At 72.5% G+C, this 17,498-nt stretch carries 17 protein-coding genes and 2 pseudogenes; 6 read left to right on the forward strand and 13 right to left on the reverse strand.

From position 1 onward, the window contains the following. Window positions 1-2: 2 nt before the first annotated feature. Window positions 3-191 (forward strand): annotated as a pseudogene (locus O7553_RS16050) (ATP-binding protein); the annotation flags it as partial. A 106-nt stretch (window positions 192-297) separates the two neighbouring features. Further along, complete coding sequence (locus tag O7553_RS16055; RefSeq protein WP_281550570.1) at window positions 298-588, forward strand: hypothetical protein; 291 nt, start codon at window positions 298-300, stop codon at window positions 586-588. 85 nt (window positions 589-673) lie between these two features. Here O7553_RS16055 and O7553_RS16060 read toward each other — a convergent pair whose 3' ends face one another. Both O7553_RS16060 and O7553_RS16065 read right to left on the reverse strand, forming a co-directional pair. Further along, the gene (locus O7553_RS16060) at window positions 674-2,056 is read right to left on the reverse strand and encodes a S8 family peptidase (protein WP_281550571.1); all 1,383 of its coding nucleotides are present in this window, start codon (window positions 2,054-2,056) and stop codon (window positions 674-676) included. A gap of 266 nt (window positions 2,057-2,322) precedes the next feature. Beyond that, window positions 2,323-3,537 (reverse strand): S8 family peptidase, encoded by a 1,215-nt coding sequence (locus tag O7553_RS16065; protein ID WP_281550572.1) that lies wholly within the window; start codon window positions 3,535-3,537, stop codon window positions 2,323-2,325. 382 nt (window positions 3,538-3,919) lie between these two features. Between O7553_RS16065 and O7553_RS16070 the strand changes: the two genes are divergently transcribed. Then, on the forward strand, window positions 3,920-5,746 hold the full coding sequence (locus O7553_RS16070; protein WP_281550573.1) for a long-chain fatty acid--CoA ligase: 1,827 nt from the start codon (window positions 3,920-3,922) through the stop codon (window positions 5,744-5,746). Between the two features lie 25 nt (window positions 5,747-5,771). Here O7553_RS16070 and O7553_RS16075 read toward each other — a convergent pair whose 3' ends face one another. Continuing rightward, on the reverse strand, window positions 5,772-7,232 hold the full coding sequence (locus tag O7553_RS16075; RefSeq protein WP_281550574.1) for a PLP-dependent aminotransferase family protein: 1,461 nt from the start codon (window positions 7,230-7,232) through the stop codon (window positions 5,772-5,774). Between the two features lie 59 nt (window positions 7,233-7,291). Between O7553_RS16075 and O7553_RS16080 the strand changes: the two genes are divergently transcribed. Beyond that, on the forward strand, window positions 7,292-8,038 hold the full coding sequence (locus O7553_RS16080) for a hypothetical protein (protein ID WP_281550575.1): 747 nt from the start codon (window positions 7,292-7,294) through the stop codon (window positions 8,036-8,038). Here O7553_RS16080 and O7553_RS16085 read toward each other — a convergent pair. After that, entirely contained in the window at window positions 8,013-9,530 is a 1,518-nt protein-coding gene (locus tag O7553_RS16085; RefSeq protein WP_281550576.1) for a beta-N-acetylhexosaminidase, read from the reverse strand. The two genes, O7553_RS16080 and O7553_RS16085, sit on opposite strands and share 26 nt — an antisense overlap. Before the next feature lie 56 nt (window positions 9,531-9,586). Here O7553_RS16085 and O7553_RS16090 point away from each other — a divergent pair, with 56 nt between their 5' ends. After that, entirely contained in the window at window positions 9,587-10,063 is a 477-nt protein-coding gene (locus O7553_RS16090; RefSeq protein WP_281550577.1) for a hypothetical protein, read from the forward strand. A gap of 33 nt (window positions 10,064-10,096) precedes the next feature. On the opposite strand, the gene hisF is transcribed toward O7553_RS16090, so the two are convergent. The 8 genes and pseudogenes from hisF to hisD all read right to left on the reverse strand — a co-directional run. Beyond that, window positions 10,097-10,879: an imidazole glycerol phosphate synthase subunit HisF gene (hisF, locus tag O7553_RS16095; protein WP_281550578.1), complete on the reverse strand. Its 783-nt coding sequence runs from the start codon at window positions 10,877-10,879 to the stop codon at window positions 10,097-10,099. Then, window positions 10,876-11,622 carry a bifunctional 1-(5-phosphoribosyl)-5-((5-phosphoribosylamino)methylideneamino)imidazole-4-carboxamide isomerase/phosphoribosylanthranilate isomerase PriA gene (gene priA, locus O7553_RS16100; RefSeq protein ID WP_281550579.1) on the reverse strand — a complete coding sequence of 249 codons (747 nt, stop codon included), beginning with the start codon at window positions 11,620-11,622 and terminating at the stop codon, window positions 10,876-10,878. The genes hisF and priA overlap by 4 nt, the downstream gene beginning before the upstream one ends. A 27-nt stretch (window positions 11,623-11,649) precedes the next feature. Beyond that, complete coding sequence (locus tag O7553_RS16105; RefSeq protein ID WP_278170174.1) at window positions 11,650-11,976, reverse strand: hypothetical protein; 327 nt, start codon at window positions 11,974-11,976, stop codon at window positions 11,650-11,652. Next, window positions 11,973-12,638 carry an imidazole glycerol phosphate synthase subunit HisH gene (hisH, locus tag O7553_RS16110; protein WP_281550580.1) on the reverse strand — a complete coding sequence of 222 codons (666 nt, stop codon included), beginning with the start codon at window positions 12,636-12,638 and terminating at the stop codon, window positions 11,973-11,975. Before hisH ends, O7553_RS16105 begins: the two co-directional genes overlap by 4 nt. Then, window positions 12,638-12,808 (reverse strand): hypothetical protein, encoded by a 171-nt coding sequence (locus O7553_RS16115; RefSeq protein ID WP_281550581.1) that lies wholly within the window; start codon window positions 12,806-12,808, stop codon window positions 12,638-12,640. The genes hisH and O7553_RS16115 overlap by 1 nt, the downstream gene beginning before the upstream one ends. A gap of 1 nt (window position 12,809) precedes the next feature. Next, window positions 12,810-13,421, reverse strand: a complete 612-nt coding sequence (gene hisB, locus O7553_RS16120; protein ID WP_123602584.1) for an imidazoleglycerol-phosphate dehydratase HisB — start codon at window positions 13,419-13,421, stop codon at window positions 12,810-12,812. Continuing rightward, window positions 13,421-14,599 carry a histidinol-phosphate transaminase gene (locus tag O7553_RS16125; protein WP_281550582.1) on the reverse strand — a complete coding sequence of 393 codons (1,179 nt, stop codon included), beginning with the start codon at window positions 14,597-14,599 and terminating at the stop codon, window positions 13,421-13,423. The genes hisB and O7553_RS16125 overlap by 1 nt, the downstream gene beginning before the upstream one ends. Window positions 14,600-14,691: 92 nt before the next feature. Further along, window positions 14,692-15,984: pseudogene (hisD, locus tag O7553_RS16130) on the reverse strand (histidinol dehydrogenase); the annotation flags it as partial. A gap of 87 nt (window positions 15,985-16,071) precedes the next feature. Here hisD and O7553_RS16135 point away from each other — a divergent pair. Next, window positions 16,072-16,773: an LON peptidase substrate-binding domain-containing protein gene (locus O7553_RS16135; protein WP_281550583.1), complete on the forward strand. Its 702-nt coding sequence runs from the start codon at window positions 16,072-16,074 to the stop codon at window positions 16,771-16,773. On the opposite strand, the gene O7553_RS16140 is transcribed toward O7553_RS16135, so the two are convergent. Then, a complete protein-coding gene (locus O7553_RS16140; protein WP_281550584.1) occupies window positions 16,688-17,497 on the reverse strand; it encodes a DUF2567 domain-containing protein in 810 nt (269 codons plus the stop codon). The two genes, O7553_RS16135 and O7553_RS16140, sit on opposite strands and share 86 nt — an antisense overlap. Window position 17,498 lies beyond the last annotated feature (1 nt).

Raw genomic sequence — 17,498 nt, forward strand, 5'->3', positions numbered from 1 at the left:
CCGTCGCCGACGACGGCCCCGGCATGCCGCACAGGCTGGTCCTACGTGGCGTCTCAGGGGCCGGCTCCACCGGTCTGGGTCTGGACATCGCCCGCCGGGCCGCGCAGGCCAGCGGTGGTCGGCTCGAGCTGGCCGACGGCTCCCCCGGCGCGGTGGTGACGCTGCGGTTCGGGCCGCCCACCGGCGGCTGAGCCAGCCCGGCCCGTTCGGTTCAACCCCGCTTTGTCGACGACGCAGCGTGCCGCTATCCGGCGACGGGCGAACCTTTGGTCGTACCACGACGACAGGAGGTTGGAGATGGCCAGCAGACCGATGATCGTGATGATCGGGCTGGGTGCGGTCGCCGCGCTCGCCGTCGCGGGCACCGCGCTCGGCGCGGCGGCCCAGGACGTGACCGGCGGTGCCGGGTCACCCAGCCCGGCTGTGGTCGCCAGCGAGTCGGGACAGGAAACGACTTCGGTACCGCGTACCGGCACGGACGGCCGGCCGATCTGGGAGGTCGAGGTCGTAGCCGACGGGCGTCGAGTGGGACCTGGACATCGATCGGGTGACTGGAGACATCGTCAAGGTCGACCGCGACGACGATGACGACCGCCGGGATCGCTGAGTGGCGGTCCGGGCCGGTCGGCCGGCCGCCGGGACGAGGTGCCGCCCGTCCCGGCGGCCGGACGGATCAGCCGATCGGTGCGGGCAGCAGCGGCGGACGCTGGGTCAGCGTCGGCACCGCAGTCAACGTCGGGCGTGGGGTCAGCGTCGGGCGTGGGGTGAAGGTCGGGCGTGGGGTGAGGGTCGGGATCACGGTCGGATTGACGGTCAGCGTCGGTACCGGAGTGATGATGTTCCGGAACAGCACGTAGAGCAGCAGGTTCGGCGAGCCGGGCCCGGGGTTGACCACCACGTTCGGCGTGGCGAGCCGCAGGATGAAGGCGGTCACCTGCGCCGGGGTGTAGTTCGGGTACGCCTGCAGCACCATGGCGGCCGCGCCGGCCACGTGCGGGGCGGCCATCGAGGTGCCGCTGATCGTGTTGGTAGCGGTCGGGCTGGTGTGCCAGGCCGAGGTGATCTGCGATCCGGGCGCGAACAGGTCCAGGCAGCGTCCCCAGTTGGAGTACGGTGCCCGGTTGTCGTTGCGGTCGGTGGCCCCGACGGTCATCGCGGCGGTCACCCGGGCCGGCGAGAAGTTGCAGGCGTCGGCGTTCGAGTTGCCGGCCGCCACCGCGTAGCTGACGCCGGAGGCGATCGAGGCGGTCACGGCGCTGTCCAGCGTGGCGCTGGCCCCGCCGCCGAGGCTCATGTTCGCCACCGCCGGTCGGCCGGCGGCGTTGGTGGTGACCCAGTTGACGCCGGCGAGGACCCCGGCGACGGTCCCGCTGCCGGAGCAGTTGAGCACCCGGACGGCGACCAGCCGGACCTGCTTGGCCACTCCGAACCTGGTGCCACCGACCGTACCGGCGACGTGGGTGCCGTGCCCGTTGCAGTCCGCCGACGTGCCGCCGAACGCGTCGTACCCGGGGACGGCCCGGGGGCTGAGGTCGGTGTGGTCGAACCGGATGCCGGTGTCGATGATGTACGCGGTGACCGTCGAACCGGTGTTCGGGTAGGTGTAGGAGCGGTCCAGCGGCAGGTAACGCTGGTCGATCCGGTCCAGACCCCAGGACGGCGGGTTGACCTGGGTGCCCGCCAGCGAGACGGTGTGGTTCTGTTCCACGTACGCCACGGACGAGTGCGCCGCCAGGCGACGGGCGGCGGCCTCGGAGAGTTTGATCTCGAAGCCGGTGAAGGCGGTCTCGTACAGCCGGTTGACCACACCACCGTAGGTGCCGGCGAGGGCGGCGGCGCGGGTCGCGATCCGGGCGGTCCGCGTGGTGCGGGAGCCGCTCACCGCGCTGGCCTTCAACGTGACGATGTAGCTGCCCGTCACCGCGGTGGCGCCACCCGCCTGGCGGATCTCGCCGGTGGGTGCGGCCGCGGCCGGCGGGGTGACCGTGATGGTGGCGACGGCCGCCGCCACGACCAGTACCAGGGCCCGCCGGACGTGCGTGCGCAAGGGTGTCATCTCCGTCCTTCCTTCGATCTTTGATCCACAGCGGAGCGCCCACTGCGGACAGATGAACGATCGACGATGCCGATCGGACCGATCGTAGGTCGGAGCTGATTGACAGTTTCCTATATCTCTTCGGTCATACTACTCGCAGTATGCATACGACTACCCTCAGCACTGTCACCATTCGGCGGTAGCAACGGGTGCGACCCCCGGGCGCTGGGGTGCCCGGGGGCCGCGTGCACTGCTCGACTCGTCGGATCGGTCAGCTGATCACCGGATCAGTTGACCACGAAGAGCAGGCGGTTCGGCGAGCCGGAGCCCGCATTGGACACGACGCCGGTGGTGGCGTTGCTGACCAGGTAGCTGGCCACCTGGGACGGGCTGTAGGAGGGGAACCGGCCGAGCACCAGAGCGGCGGCACCCGCCACGTGCGGGGAAGCCATCGAGGTGCCGCTGATGGTGTTGGTCGCGGTGTTGCTGTTGTACCACGGTGCGGTGATCGACGAACCCGGCGCGAAGATGTCCAGGCAGGAGCCGTAGTTGGAGTACGACGCGCGGGCGTCGCTGCTGGTGGTGGCGCCGACGGTGATCGCGCTGGAGACCCGGGCCGGCGAGTAGTTGCAGGCGTTGGCGTTCGAGTTGCCGGCCGCCACCGCGTAGCTGACGCCGGAGGAGATGGAGTTCGCCACCGCGCTGTCCAGCGTGCTGCTGGCCCCGCCGCCGAGGCTCATGTTCGCCACCGCCGGCTTCACCGCGTTGGCGGTGACCCAGTTGACCCCGGCGACGACCCCGGCGATGGTGCCGCCGCCGGAACAGTTGAGCACCCGAACGGCGACCAGCCGGACGCCCTTGGCCACCCCGTACGCGCTGCCGCCGACCGTACCGGCGACGTGGGTGCCGTGTCCGTTGCAGTCCGCCGACGTGCCGCCGAACGCGTCGTAGCCGGCGCGGGCCCGCCCACCGAAGTCGTTGTGCGTGGTGCGGATGCCGGTGTCGATGATGTACGCGGTGACGTTGCTTGCCGTCGTGGGGTAGGTGTAGGCGTTGTTCAGCGGCCGGTTGCGCTGGTCGATGCGGTCCAGACCCCAGGACGGCGGGTTGTTCTGGGTCGCGGCGAGCGACACGGTGTGGTTCTGCTCCACGTACGCCACGGACGAGTGCGCGGCGAGCCGGCGAGCGGCCGACGGCGACAGCCGCGCCTCGAAGCCGTTGACCGCGGCGCCGAAGACACGGTTGACGGCACCGCCGTACTGTCCGGCGAGGCTGTCGGCCCGGTCGGCGACGGCGACCGCGCGGGCCGCGTCATTCCGGGCCGCGACGGCGGCGTCGGTGAACACCACGATGTAGCTGCCCGCGACCGCGGTGGCCCCGCCGGCGAGCTTGATCTCCCCGGCCGGAGCGGCGGCCGCCGGGTTGCCAACCAGCGCGGTGGCGACGGCGGCGGCGCAGCCGGCCAGCAGCAGCCGGCGGCCGGTGGTACGAAGAACGGTCATCCCTGTTCCTTCCTGGATGCGGACACCCGCGTCGGCTTGTGGCCGTCTCGGTCGCGGGCGGGCGATCGGGATATCGATCGATGGGATCGTATGCAGGAGCGTAGGCAGGTTTATATATCGATATCCCTATACCGCCGACGCATGGTTTGCGGTGCCCGGCGCCGGCCCGGGCCGCCGACCCCGAAGCCGGGCACCGCCGCCGGACACCGCCGGGCACGGGCGAACCAGCCCTTGACGAGGAACGGCACCGCGAGACCTGGCCGGGTTTGCCGCGCTGGGCGACGCTTGGGGCTAGCCGAAAGCCGACCCTGGCACTACTGTTCGGTAACACAGAATTTACGTGACGGCGCTCACTATCACATATGCGGAGGCGACGGACCCGATGGCTCTCGACGTCCCATACCGGTCGATTCCCGACATGTTTCTGCAGCGGGTGGCTGCCACGCCGGACCGGAACGCGATCGCCGGACCGGCCCCCGGCGACTCCGGCCTGACCTGGATGACCTGGGCCGAGGTCGCCGGCCGGACCAGGGCGATCGCCGCCGGCCTGTACGGGCTGGGCGTCGGCAACGAGGACCGGGTGGCCATCCTGGCCAACACCCGGATCGAATGGGTGCTGGCCGATCTGGGCATCATGTGCGCCGCCGGCGCGACGACCACCGTCTACCCCACCACCGAGCCGGCCGACGCGGCGTTCATCGTCGGCGACTCCGGCTCGAAGATCCTGATCGCTGAGAACCGCGCCCAGGCCGACAAGATGGTTGGCGCGGACCTGCCCGCGCTGACCCACGTGGTGCTCATCGACGGAGCAGCCGACCCCGCCGCGACGGTCCCCCAGCTCACCCTGGCCGAGCTGGAGGAACGCGGCGCCCAGGCACTCGCCGAGGAACCCGGCCTGATCGAACGGATCGCCACCACCATCGAGCCGGAGCACCTGGCCACCCTGATCTACACCTCCGGCACCACCGGGCGGCCCAAGGGCGTCGAGCTGCTGCACCGGGGCTGGTGCTGGGAGGCTGTCGCCCAGTCCCAGCTGGGCATCATGAACCCCGACGACCTGCAGTACCTCTGGCTGCCGCTGTCGCACTCGTTCGGCAAGACCCTGCTATGCAGCATCATCCACGTCGGACTTCCGACCTACGTGGACGGCCGGGTGGACAAACTGGTCGACATGTTGTCGGTGGTCCGGCCCACGCTGATGTGCGCCGCCCCGCGGATCTTCGAAAAGGTCTACAACAAGGCGGTCACCACAGCACAGGAGGCCGGCGGCGCCAAGGCCCGAATCTTCGACTGGGCGGTCGGCGTCGGTCGCCAGCGGGTCGCCCGGCAACAGGCCGGCCGGCCGGTGTCGGGTGGGCTGAAGCTCAAGTACGCGATCGCCGAGAAGCTGGTCTTCAGCAAGCTCCAGGCCCGCCTCGGCGGGCACATCAACGCGCTGGTCTCCGGTTCGGCGCCGCTGAGCCCGGACATCGCCGAGTTCTTCGCCGCCGCCAACCTGCCGATCTGCGAGGGCTACGGGCTGACCGAGGCGAGCGCGGCCAACTTCGTCAACCGGCCGGTCCAGATCAAGATCGGCACCGTCGGGCAGGCGCTGGGCGACCTGGAGTGCCGCATCGACGAGGACGGCGAGGTGCTGCTGCGCGGCGCACCGGTGATGCGTGGCTACCACAACCTGCCGGCGGAGACCGCCGAGGCGTTCACCGCCGACGGGTTCTTCCGCACCGGCGACATCGGCAACCTCGACGACGAGGGCTTCCTGACCATCACCGACCGCAAGAAGGACCTGGTCAAGACGTCCGGTGGCAAGTACGTGGCACCGTCGCACATCGAGGGCCTGTTCAAGGCGGTCTGTCCGTACACCTCGCAGGCGGTGGTGATCGGCCAGGCCCGCAACTACTGCACCATGCTGGTCACCCTGGACCCGGACGCCATCACCGGATGGGCCGCCGACGGACCGCTGGCCGGCCGACTGTACGCCGAGATCGTCGCCTCGCCCGAGGTGCACACTCTGGTGGCGGGCTACGTCGCCGAACTCAACGCCAAGCTCAACCGGTGGGAGACAATCAAGAAGTTCGCTATCCTCAGTCGGGATCTGACCATCGAGGACGGCGAGATGACGCCGTCGCTCAAGATCAAACGCCGGATCGTGGAGAACAACTTCGCCGCCGAGATCGACCGGATGTACGCCGGTCAGCTCGCCGAAATCTGACCGTGGGGTCGGGCACCAGCCGCCGTCAGGCGATCATAGCGGGTTCCCGCCACTGGCGGCGGCTGGTGCGGTCAAGGTCGTAGCGCACGGCGGCGATCCGTCGTACCGCATCGGTCAGCACCGGCACCGGCAGGGTGAACGGCAACCGCAGGAACCGCTCCAGGGTGCCGTCGATGCCGAACCGGGGACCAGGGGCCAGTCGTACCCCGGACTCCTCAGCCGCCCTGGCGAGCGCGCTGGAGATCGGGCCGTCCAGCTCCGCCCAGAGGGTCACCCCGCCGTGCGGCACGGTGACCCGCCACTCGGGCAGCACGCTGGCCAGCTCGGCGAGCAACGCGTCCCGCTGGGCGGTGAGCTGCGCCAACCGGGCCGGCACGATGGTGTCCGCAGCGGCCAGCAGGTGGACCCCGACCAGCTGGTCCAGCACCGGACCGGCCATGTCCACCCCGACCCGCAGCGCGGCCAGTCGCTGCACCAACGGCGCCGAGGCCCGCACCCAGCCGATCCGCAGCCCACCCCAGTAGGGCTTGCTCATCCCCCCGACGGAGATCACCCGGGAATGCCGGTCGAAGACCGCGGTAGGCGGCGGCACCGGGGTGCCGTCCAGCGGCAGGTCCACGAACGACTCGTCGACCACCAGGTCGGTGCCGCTGGCGTGGGCCGCCGCGACCACCCGCTCCCGCAGCGCTGTCGACATCAGGTGACCGGTCGGGTTCTGGAACTCGGGGATCAGGTAGGCCAACCGGGGCCGGTCCTGCCGGATCGCGCCGAGCAGCAGGTCGGCGTCCCACCCGTCGCCGTCGGTGGTCGCCAGTCCGTGGGTGGCGATCCGGGCCCGGCGGGCGGCGAGCGCGGCGAGCGCGTTCGGGTAGGTGGGCGACTCGACCAGCACCGGCGCGCCGGCTGGCAGCAGCAGCCGTAGCACCAGGTCGAGGGCGTGCTGGGTGCCGCTGGTCACCATGATCTGTTCCGCGCTGGTGGGCAGACCACGCCGGGTGTAGCCCTGGGCTACCGAGGCCCGTAGCTCGGCAAGCCCGGTCGGGTAGTAGCCGGCGTGCTGCAGGTAGCGGGGCAGGTCCTCGGCGGCGGCCCGGGCCGCCGGCACCAGCTCGGGCGGGGCGGCCAGCGCCGCGTACCCCAAGTCGATCATGTCGGGGGCGGTCTCCGCAGTCCACAGCCCGGAGCTGGCGACCTGGTGGCCGCTGGGCAACGTGGTCCAGCTGCCGGCTCCCCGGCGGCTGGTCAGGTGGCCGGTCTCCCGCAGGCTGCGGTACGCGGCGGTGACGGTGGTCCGGCTGATCCGCAGCGCCTCGGCCAGTTCCCGCTCGGCCGGCAGCCGTACGCCGAGCGGCAGCCGCCCGTCAGCGAGCAGGCCGCGGACCGCCCCGGCCAACGCGGCGTAGTCCGGGTTGCGCCGCCGGCCGGGCAGGGCATGCCACTGGCCGAGCAGCCGGGCCAATTGGCTCCCCCGCACGATCACCGCCATAACCAGTTGCCTCCAATTGGCCGTACCGCCATCGCCGATTGGACTTCAGAGTGGCATGCATGACCAGAATTGGCAACGGCGGTGGACTCCGCTGCAGACCGGATCCCAACCCCGGTCACCATCCCGGCGGCCGCCCCGGCCGCCACCCGGGTCGGCGACTGCCCCGGCGGCTCGGACAGCTCTACGCCGGCCTCACCCTGTACGGCGTCAGCATGGCGCTGATGATCGAGTCGGATCTCGGGCTGAACCCGTGGGACGTCTTCCACCAGGGGTTGACCCAGCTGACCGGGCTGAGCTTCGGGACCGTCACGGTGCTCGTCGGCGGCGCCGTGCTGCTGCTGTGGATACCGCTGCGGCAGCGGCCCGGCCTCGGCACGGTCAGCAACGTGGTGGTGATCGGCGTCGCGGTGGACGCTGGCCTCGCACTACTGCCGGCACCGACGCACCTGCCGGTCCGGGGCACGTTCCTGGTCGCCGGGATCGTGCTCAACGGCCTGGCCACCGGCCTGTACATCGGGGCGCGGATGGGCCCCGGCCCCCGGGACGGGTTGATGACCGGCTGGGTGGCCCGGCACCCGCGCAGCTCGGTCCGGCTGGTCCGCACCGTGATCGAGCTGACCGTGCTGGCGTGCGGCTGGCTGCTGGGCGGCACCGCCGGGCTGGGCACCGTGCTCTACGCCGTCGGCATCGGACCGCTGGTGCAGTTCTTCCTGCCGCTGTGCACCGTACCCACCGACGCAGCCGCGCCCGACAGAACCGCGCCCGAGCCGGTCCCGGCGGTCAGTCATCCGGTGGACGGTAGCTGACACCGGCCCGGTCCAGCCGGCGCAGCTGCCCGGTCAGCCGGCTACGGAACTCCGCCCACACCCCGGGCGGGACCGCGCCGGTGTCGTCGGTCGGCACCGGTCCGGACCAGCCCACCTCGGCCAACGCCGCCAGCCGGGGGAAGGCCCGCCACCACACCCGCTGCTCGGTGGGCAGGTACTCGCTCCACAGCTGCCCCTGCACCCCGAGCACGTCGCCGGGCTGGAACCCGTACACCGTGCGCAGCGGCAGCACCCCGGCGATGGCCAACGGCTCGGCCGGATCGTCGGACTCGGCCCAGTCGAAGTACGTGTGGCTGTACGGCGCGGCGACCACCGGCAGACCGGCGGCCCGGGCCGCGTCGATCCGGTCGATGCCCCGCCAGGCGAAGACGGTGGCCCCGGCCGGTGCACCCCGGTCGAGCAGTTCGTCCCAGACTGCAGTCCGCCGGCCGTGGCCCGCCAGATGCTCGGCGAGCCGCCCGGTCCACCAGCCCTGCAGGTCCGCCACCCGGGGCAGGCCGAGTTCGGTGGCACGAGCGACGGCCGCCGGGTTCGCCGCCCACTCGGCGGTCGGCACCTCGTCCCCGCCGACGTGCACGTACTCGAACGGGAAGACCTCGACCACCTCGTCGAGGATGTGGTGCACGGCGGCCAACGTGGCCGGTTCCAGGTTGAGTACGTGGGTGGAGATCCCCCAGGTCGTCCCGACTGCCAACTGGCGGGTCGGATCGTTGCCGAACTCGGGATAGGCCGCGATCGCCGCCTGGGCGTGCCCGGGCAGGTCGATCTCCGGCATGATCCGCACGCCGCGCCGAGCCGCGTACGCCACCAGGTCACGCAGCTCCGCCTGCCGGTACCAGCCACCGTGCGGCACCCCGTCACTGCGGCCGTCCCGGAGGTGACCGGCCGGCGACGCCACGCGGAACCCGCCCACCTCGGTCAACCGGGGGTACCGCCGCACCTCGAACCGCCAACCCTGGTCATCGGTCAGATGCAGGTGCAGGGTGTTGAGCTTGTGCATGGCCAGCACGTCGACGTAGCGGTAGAGCAGCGGCAACGGGTGGCACCAGCGGGCCACGTCGAGCAGCGACCCCCGCCAGGGGTACGCCGGCACGTCGACGATCTCCACCATCGGCAGCCGCCACGGCACCCCGGTGACCGGGCCGGCCGCGTACACCTGCTCGGGCAGCAACTGCCGCAGCGTCTGCACCGCCCAGCGCAGCCCGGCCTCGGCGGCGGCCACCGCCCGGACCCCGGCCGGGTCGACCCGCAGCCGGTAGCCCTCGGCACCGAGCTCGGGATCATCGCGCACCAGCAGGCTGATCACGCCATCGCCGGGTGCCCCGACCGGCGGCAACGGCAGCCCGGTCGCCGGGGTGAGCAGCTCGCGCAGCAGGTCGGCGACACCGACCGGCGCGCACACGCTGGTCGCGGCATCGAGGGCGAAATGCCCGGCCTCACGGATCAGGTGGGTGGGACGTGGCAAAAGCATGTCCACAGCCAAGCACAGGAGTTCCGCCCGCGCGCCCGGCGCGGCATCATGGGCAGATGATGGACGAGGGGTGGGCTTGGTCGGACGCGTGGATCTTCGTCTCGGCGGTCATCGCGGGCAAGGTGGGTCGGCACCGCAGGTCGCCGCTGAGTCGTCGACCCGAAGGGGTACGTCTGGTCGACGTGCTCGCCACCGCCGAACACCTCAACCAGGCGATCCCCACCCGGGAAGAAATAGAGACCGGGGTACGCCGACTGCTCGGTGCCGACCTGATCTCGGTCAGCGACGGCTGGTTCCTGGTGACCGAGGCCGGGGAACAGCTGTGGCGGGACCGGCCACGCAGCGGTCTGACCACCACGGTGGACAGTGTGCACGGGGTGCTCGACCAGCGGTACGCCGCCACCGAGGCCGAGTGGCGGCTGGACGACCAGGACCACGCCGCCGCGATGCTCGAATACACCGGGCGTTTCCTGCCGCCGGTGCCCCGGCGTTCGGTGGAGAACTCCGCCGCCGCCCAGCAGGGCCGGGCCTGACCTCGGGCGGGTCGACGGGGTCGGCTACGGCGGTCAGCGCACCGGGTGGCCGGCGTCACGCAGCTCCTGTTTGACCGCGCCGATGGTCAGCTCGCCGAAGTGGAACACGCTCGCGGCGAGGACCGCGTCAGCCCCGGCGGCCACCGCCGGTGGGAAGTGCGCGGTGGCACCGGCACCGCCGCTGGCGATCACCGGTATGTCGACCACCGCCCGTACCGCAGCGATGAGCTCGACGTCGAAACCCGCCTTGGTGCCGTCGGCGTCCATCGAGTTGAGCAGGATCTCACCGGCACCCAGTTCGGCCCCGCGCCGCGCCCAGGCCACCGCGTCGATCGCGGTCCCCCGCCGACCGCCATGGGTGGTCACCTCGAACCCGCTCGGCGTGTCGCCGCTGGCGACCGTCTCCCGCCCGGCGCGGCGTACATCCAGGGACAGCACCAGCACCTGCCGGCCGAACCGGTCGGCGACCTCAGCGATCAGACCGGGACGGGCGATCGCCGCGGTGTTCACCCCGACCTTGTCCGCCCCGGCGCGCAGCAGCGTGTCCACGTTCTCCACCGAACGCACCCCGCCGCCGACGGTGAGCGGGATGAACACCGACTCGGCGGTCCGGCGGACCACGTCCAGCATGGTGCCGCGGGCGTCGGAAGAGGCGGTGACGTCGAGGAAGGTCAGCTCGTCCGCTCCGGCCGCGTCGTAGGCGGCGGCCAGCTCGACCGGATCCCCGGCGTCGCGCAGGTCGACGAAGTTGACCCCCTTGACCACCCGGCCCGCGTCCACGTCGAGGCAGGGGATCACCCGGACCGCGACGCTCACCCGGAAACCTCCGGGCGACCGGCGTCGCGCAGCGCGGCGAGCGCCTGCGCGACGCTGAACGCGCCCGCGTACAGCGCCTTGCCGGCGATCACACCCTCCACCCCGGCCGATTCCAGCGTGGCAAGCGCCCGCAGATCATCCAGGGTGGAGACGCCGCCGGAGGCGATCACCGGCGCGTCGGTCCGCGAGCACACCTCACGGAGCAGGTCCAGGTTCGGTCCCCGCATGGTGCCGTCCTTGGTGATGTCGGTGACCACGTACCGCGCGGCCCCGGCCTTGTCCAGCCGTTCGAGGATCTCGAACAGGTTGCCGCCGTCACGGGTCCAGCCTCGGGCGGCCAGCGTACGGCCACGCACGTCCAGGCCGATCGCCACCCGGTCGCCGAACTCGGCGACGATCCGGTCGCACCAGACCGGATCCTCCAACGCGGCGGTGCCGATGTTGACCCGGGCCGCGCCGGTGCCCAACGCGGCGGCGAGCGACTCGTCGTCGCGGATCCCGCCGGACAACTCCACCGCCACGTCGAGCTGCCGGACCACCTCGGCGAGCAGATGGGCGTTGCTGCCGCGGCCGAAGGCGGCGTCGAGGTCGACCAGGTGGATCCACTCCGCCCCGTCACGCTGCCAGGCGAGCGCCGCCTCCAGCGGATCACCGTAGGAGGTTTCGCTACCGGCCGCGCCCTGGACCAGGCGGACGGCCTGGCCGTCGGCGACGTCGACAGCGGGAAGCAGGGTCAGGGTCACGGATCGTCTCCTCGAAGATGGTGGGTGTCAGGTCCGTCGGCCGAGTGCGATGACCACGACGGCGGGTGCCACGAGCAGCAGTACGGCGATCAGCAGCAGGCGCAGCGCCATGTCGGGCACGGCCAGCCAGACGACCGCCAGCGCCGCCACGGTCAGCACTGCGATCCCGGCGCGTTCGGCGCGGCTGCGCCGGATGAACAACCGCCCGGTGCGCCCGCCCGGCCGGCGTGGGGTGAGCCGGCGCAGCGCGGACCGACGACGCTGCCGGCGGGCGCTGGTCCGGGCCCGGGCGGCCCGCTCGCGTTCCGCCTCGGCCAGCCGGGCGGCCCGGCGGCGGGCCCGTTCCTTGCTCACCGGTCCTCCCCTCCCGTCGTGGTCGGCGCAGTCAGCATGGCCAGCCAGTTGCCCAGCAGGGTGGCCCCGGTCTGGCCGGACTTCTCCGGATGGAACTGCGTCGCCGACAGCGCACCGCGTTCGGCGGCGGCCACGAAGCGGCCCCCGTGACCGGTGGTGGTGACCAGGGCGCCGGCGGCGGTCAGCTGATCGACGGCGAGCGCCGCGTAGGAGTGCACGAAGTAGAACCGGGCGTCGGCGGGCTGCCCGGCGAACAAGGTGCTGCCGGCCGGCGCGGCGACGGTGTTCCAGCCCATGTGCGGCACCCGCTCGGCGGGCAGCCGGCGAACCCCGCCGGGCAGCAGGCCGAGCCCTTTGGTGACCACCCCGTGCTCCTCGCCGTACTCGAAGAGGATCTGCATGCCGACGCAGATGCCGAGCACCGGGCGTCCCTCGGCGACCCGCCGGCCGATCACCGGCGCCGCGCCCAACTCGTCGAGGCCGGACATGCAGGCCGCGTACGCGCCGACACCCGGCACCACCAGCCCGGCGGCGGCGTCGGCCGCGGCCAGGTCGGCGGTCACGGTCACCTGGGCACCGGCCCGGGCCAGTGCGCGTTCGGCGGAGCGCAGATTGCCGGAGCCGTAGTCGAGCACCACGACGGCCGGCGGTGGCGTGGCCATCAGTCACCTCCGGGTAGCAGCCAGAACACACCGGCGGCGACCGCCAGCAGGGCGAGCCCGGCGGCCAGGCCGACGGCACCGCGCCCGGCACCCTGACGATGCAGCGACCAGGCACCACCGACCAGCACCCCGGCCAGCGCGAACAGCGCTACCGGCAGGAAGCTGTCCACGTTACAGCGCGCCTTTGGTGCTGGGCACCGAGCCGGCCGACCGGGGGTCGATCGCCACCGCCTCGCGCAGCGCCCGGGAGACCGCCTTGAACTGGGCCTCGACCACGTGGTGCGCATCCGGGTGGCCGCCGTCGCGGGCGGCCCGCAGCACCGACACGTGCAGCGTGATCATGGCCGAGTGGCCGAGTGACTCCCAGATGTGCCGGGTCATGCTGGTCGGGTAGACCGGCCCGATGTAGGGCGCCAGCGCCGGCTCGTCGTGCACCACGTACGGCCGGCCGGACAGGTCGACCGCCGCTCGTACCAGCACCTCGTCCATCGGAATGGTGGCCGAGCCGTACCGGCGGATGCCCGCCTTGTCGCCCAGCGCTTGGCGCAGCGCGGTGCCCAGCGCGATCGCCGTGTCCTCCATCGTGTGGTGCGCGTCGATCTCCAGGTCACCGACCGTCTGTACGGTCAGGTCGAAACCGCCGTGCCGGGCGATCTGGTGCAGCATGTGGTCGTAGAAGCCGACACCGGTGCCGATGTCGGCGGTGCCGGTGCCGTCGAGGTCCAGCTCCACCAGCACCTTGGTCTCGGCCGTGGTGCGTTCGACCCGCGCGGTGCGGTTCATCAGATTCCTTCCGTGGACGCTCCGGCCCGCAGGCCAGGGAGGAAATTTGCGGCTGTCTGCGACGTGGCGGCTCGTTCGGCCTTGGCGACCAGTTCGGTCATCGCGGCGAGGAACGCGTCGGTCTCCTGCGGCGTCCCAGCGGTCACCCGCAGCCAGCCGGCCAGCCCGACGTCGCGGACCAGCACCCCACGCTCCAGCAACGCCTGCCAGACGGCCCGCTGGTCGCCACCGGCGACGCCATCGACACCGCACAGCACGAAGTTGGCGTCGCTGTCCGCCACGGTGAGCCCGAGCCGACGCAGCTCGGCGACGATCCGGTCCCGCTGATGCATGATCACCCGTACCGTACCGAGCAGGGTGTCCCGGTGCGCCAGCGCCGCCCGGGCCGCCGCCTGGGTGAGTGCCGACAGATGGTAGGGCAGGCGGACCAGTTGGACCGCGTCGACCACCGCCGGATGCGCGGCCAGGTAGCCCAGCCGACCGCCGGCGAAACCGAACGCCTTGCTCATCGTCCGGGTCACCACCAGCCGTGGATGCGTCGACAGCAGCTGCACCGCGCTGGCCGTGCCGGGGCGGGCGAACTCGGCGTACGCCTCGTCGACGACGACCATGCCCGGCGCGGCGGCCAGCACCGCCCGCACCACCGCCGGGTCCAGGGCGGTCCCGGTCGGGTTGTTCGGGGAGCAGAGGAAGACCAGGTCCGGCTGGTGCTCGACCACCTGGCCGGCCGCGTCGTCGGCGGACAGGTCGAAGTCGGGTCCGCGCCGGCCGTCCACCCACCGGGTGCCGGTGCCCACCGCCAGCAGCGGATGCATCGAGTACGCCGGGGTGAAGCCGAGCGCCACCCGGTCGGGACCGGCGAACGCCTGCAGCAGCTGCTGCTGGATCTCATTGGAGCCGTTGGCCGCCCACACCCCGGCGGTGGTCAGCCCATGGCCGAGATAGCCGGCCAGGTCGGCCCGCAGCGCGACCGCATCCCGGTCCGGGTAGCGGTTGAGTTCCCGCAGTTCGGCGGTGACCGCCTCGGCGATCGCCTCGACCACGACGTCCGGCAGCGGGTAGGAGTTCTCGTTGGTGTTGAGCCGCACCGGCACGTCCAACTGCGGTGCGCCGTACGGGCTGCGCCCGCGCAGATCGTCGCGGATCGGCAGGTCGTCCAGGGTGATCGGGCCGGTCATCTGGTCACCGTCGATCCACCCGCGATCGGGGAAACGGCCGGTGAGTTCGCTGCCGGGGCGGCGCTGCCGGTCGGGTCGGCGAACCGGGCCCGGACCGCCTGCCCGTGCGCCGGCAGGTCCTCGGCCTCGGCCAGAGTGACCACGTGGTCGGCGACGTCACGCAACGCGTCCGCGTCGTACTCGACGAGGTGGATGCCGCGCAGGAAGGACTGCACCGACAGACCCGAGGAGTGCCGGGCGCAGCCGCCGGTGGGCAGGACGTGGTTGGAGCCGGCGCAGTAGTCGCCCAGCGACACCGGGGCGTACGCGCCGACGAAGACCGCCCCGGCGTTGCGGACCCGCAGCGCCCACTGCCGGGCGTCCCGGGTCTGGATCTCCAGGTGCTCGGCGGCGTACGCGTCGACCACGGCCAGACCGGCGTCGAGGTCGTCGACCAGGACGGTGCCGGACTGCTCGCCGCCGAGCGCGGTGGCGATCCGGTCGGCGTGCCGGGTGGCCGGCACCTGCCGGGCCAGCTCCCGGTCGACCGCGTCGGCCAGCCCGGTCGACGGGGTGACCAGCACGCTGGCCGCCAACGGGTCGTGCTCGGCCTGGCTGATCAGGTCGGCGGCGACGTGCACCGGGTCGGCGGTGTCGTCGGCGAGAATGGCGATCTCGGTCGGGCCGGCCTCGGCGTCGATGCCGACCACCCCGCGCAGCAGCCGCTTGGCGGCGGTGACCCAGATGTTGCCCGGCCCGGTGATCACGTCGACCGGGGCGCACCGGTCGGTCCCGTCCGGATCGACGGCGGCACCGTAGCCGAGCATCGCGACGGCCTGGGCGCCGCCGACCGCGTACACCTCGTCGACGCCGAGCAGGGCGCAGGCGGCCAGTACGCGGGCGTCGGGCAGCCCGTCGTTGTCGCGCTGCGGCGGGCTGGTCACCACCAGCGACGCCACCCCGGCGACCTGGGCGGGTACCACATTCATCACCACGGTCGACGGGTACATCGCCAGCCCGCCGGGCACGTACAGCCCGACCCGGCCGACCGGCACCCAGCGTTCGGTGACGGTGCCTCCGGGCACCACCTGGGTGGTGACGTCGGTCCGGCGCTGGTCGGCGTGCACCCGCCGGGTCCGGTCGATGCATTCCAGCAGCGCGGCCCGGACCCCGGGGTCGAGGTCACGCTCAGCCGCGGCGAGCGCCTCGGTGGGCACCCGCAGCCGGTGCGGGCTGACCCCGTCGAACCGCTCGGCCGCCTCCCGGATCGCCGGGTAGCCATGGTCACGGACCGCCTCCACCAGCGGGCGGATCCGCTCGACCGCCGCGGAAACGTCGAGCTGGGCACGGGGCAGCAGGCCACGCGGGTCGCGTGACCCGCCTCGCAGGTCGATCCGGTTCAGCACGCCTGCGAGTCTAGGCGTCCTCCCACTGGCCGGACGCCGCCCGTCCAGCGGACGGGACAGTGAGCGTGACCACGCTAGGCTCGACCGGTGGGTCAGCGGCTACCGGTCTTTCCGCTCGGGACGGTGCTCTTCCCCGGGTTGGTGCTGCCTCTGCACATCTTCGAGGAGCGCTACCGGGCGCTGGTCCGGCATCTGACCAGCCTGCCCGACGGGGTCCCCCGGGAGTTCGGGGTGGTGGCGATCCGGCGTGGCTGGGAGGTGCTGCCGACCGCCGGGCCGCCGGGCGCGCCGACGCCGACCTCGGTGAGCCTGCACGAGATCGGCTGCACCGCGCAGCTGCGGCAGGTCACCGAGCTGCCGAACGGACGGTACGACCTCGTGACGGTGGGTCGGCGCCGGTTCCGGATCACCGACCTGGCCACCGAAGGTACGCCGTACCTCACCGCGTCGGTGCAGTGGCTGCCCGAGCCGACCGGGTCCGAGGAGCTGGCCGACCTGCTGGCGCCGCAGTTGCTCGCGGTGTTCCGGCAGTATCTCGACCTGGTCCGGACCGACTCGGCCGAGATCACCGAACAGCTGCCGGAGCAGCCGACCGTGCTGTCCCACCTGGTGGCGGCGACCGCCGCGTTGCACATCAGTGAGCGGCAGGCGCTGCTGGCGGAGCTGGACACCGCCCGGCGGCTACGGGCCGAGCTGCGGATGCTCAATCGGGAGGTGGCGCTGCTGCGCCGGGTGCGGGCGGTGCCGGTCCCGTTGCCCGAGTTGGCGATTCCGGCGAGTCCGAACTGATCCGCGGATCGGCGGCGACGTCCGGGACCGGCTCCGGACGCAGGTCCGGGTGGTCGGGTCCGGCCCCGACCTGGTCCGGCTCGGGACGCAGGTCCGGGTGGCTGGACCAGCCGGCCAGCATGGTGTACGCCAGCACTGCGCCGAGCGCCGGAGCACCGAACGCGCCGGTGACCGTCGGCAGCACGCCGAACCACAGGTCGAAGTCGCCGGCCTGCAGATCCGGTGGCCGCTCCAACTGGGCACCGAGCGCCGCCGTCTCCAGTGCCCGCTGGTAGCCGGCCAGGCCGATCTGCCGGCCGAGGGTCCAGGCCAGCGCTGCCGCGCCGAGCCCACCGACGGTGACGGCGACCAGCCCGTACGGTCCACGGGACCGGGGCAACGACGCCCAGACGACGATCCCGGCGAGGATCCCGTAGCCGACGCCGAGCATCGCGAACCAGCCGTCGGCGGCGACGAAGTACTCCGGGGCGCCGCCGCGTACCGCCGCGCCCTGCTCGGTTCTGACCACCGGAATCCAGGGGGCCAGCATCGACCAGGCGACGCCGAGCGGAGCACCACCGACGGTGATCGCGGCGGCGACGTACAGCCCGGGCCGACGCCAGATCCGGCGCCGGCCGGCGGCCCGGGTGGGCTCCACGGCGCCGGTGTCGGGCGGCGGCGCCGGCGACGCCCCGGACGGGCCGGTCGGATCACCGGGTGGGCCGGCGTCAGCGGTGGAACTCACC

Source organism: Solwaraspora sp. WMMA2059 (assembly GCF_027497315.1).
GTDB lineage: Bacteria > Actinomycetota > Actinomycetes > Mycobacteriales > Micromonosporaceae > Micromonospora_E.

Coding starts and splice junctions, on each gene's coding strand:
- O7553_RS16080 (WP_281550575.1), top strand. CDS start 7,292: ATGACCAGAATTGGCAACGGCGGTGGACTCCGCTGCAGACCGGATCCC.
- O7553_RS16065 (WP_281550572.1), bottom strand. CDS start 3,537: ATGACCGTTCTTCGTACCACCGGCCGCCGGCTGCTGCTGGCCGGCTGC.
- O7553_RS16125 (WP_281550582.1), bottom strand. CDS start 14,599: ATGACCGGCCCGATCACCCTGGACGACCTGCCGATCCGCGACGATCTG.
- O7553_RS16075 (WP_281550574.1), bottom strand. CDS start 7,232: ATGGCGGTGATCGTGCGGGGGAGCCAATTGGCCCGGCTGCTCGGCCAG.
- hisH (WP_281550580.1), bottom strand. CDS start 12,638: ATGGCCACGCCACCGCCGGCCGTCGTGGTGCTCGACTACGGCTCCGGC.
- O7553_RS16070 (WP_281550573.1), top strand. CDS start 3,920: ATGGCTCTCGACGTCCCATACCGGTCGATTCCCGACATGTTTCTGCAG.
- O7553_RS16085 (WP_281550576.1), bottom strand. CDS start 9,530: ATGCTTTTGCCACGTCCCACCCACCTGATCCGTGAGGCCGGGCATTTC.
- O7553_RS16090 (WP_281550577.1), top strand. CDS start 9,587: ATGATGGACGAGGGGTGGGCTTGGTCGGACGCGTGGATCTTCGTCTCG.
- hisB (WP_123602584.1), bottom strand. CDS start 13,421: ATGAACCGCACCGCGCGGGTCGAACGCACCACGGCCGAGACCAAGGTG.
- O7553_RS16060 (WP_281550571.1), bottom strand. CDS start 2,056: ATGACACCCTTGCGCACGCACGTCCGGCGGGCCCTGGTACTGGTCGTG.
- O7553_RS16055 (WP_281550570.1), top strand. CDS start 298: ATGGCCAGCAGACCGATGATCGTGATGATCGGGCTGGGTGCGGTCGCC.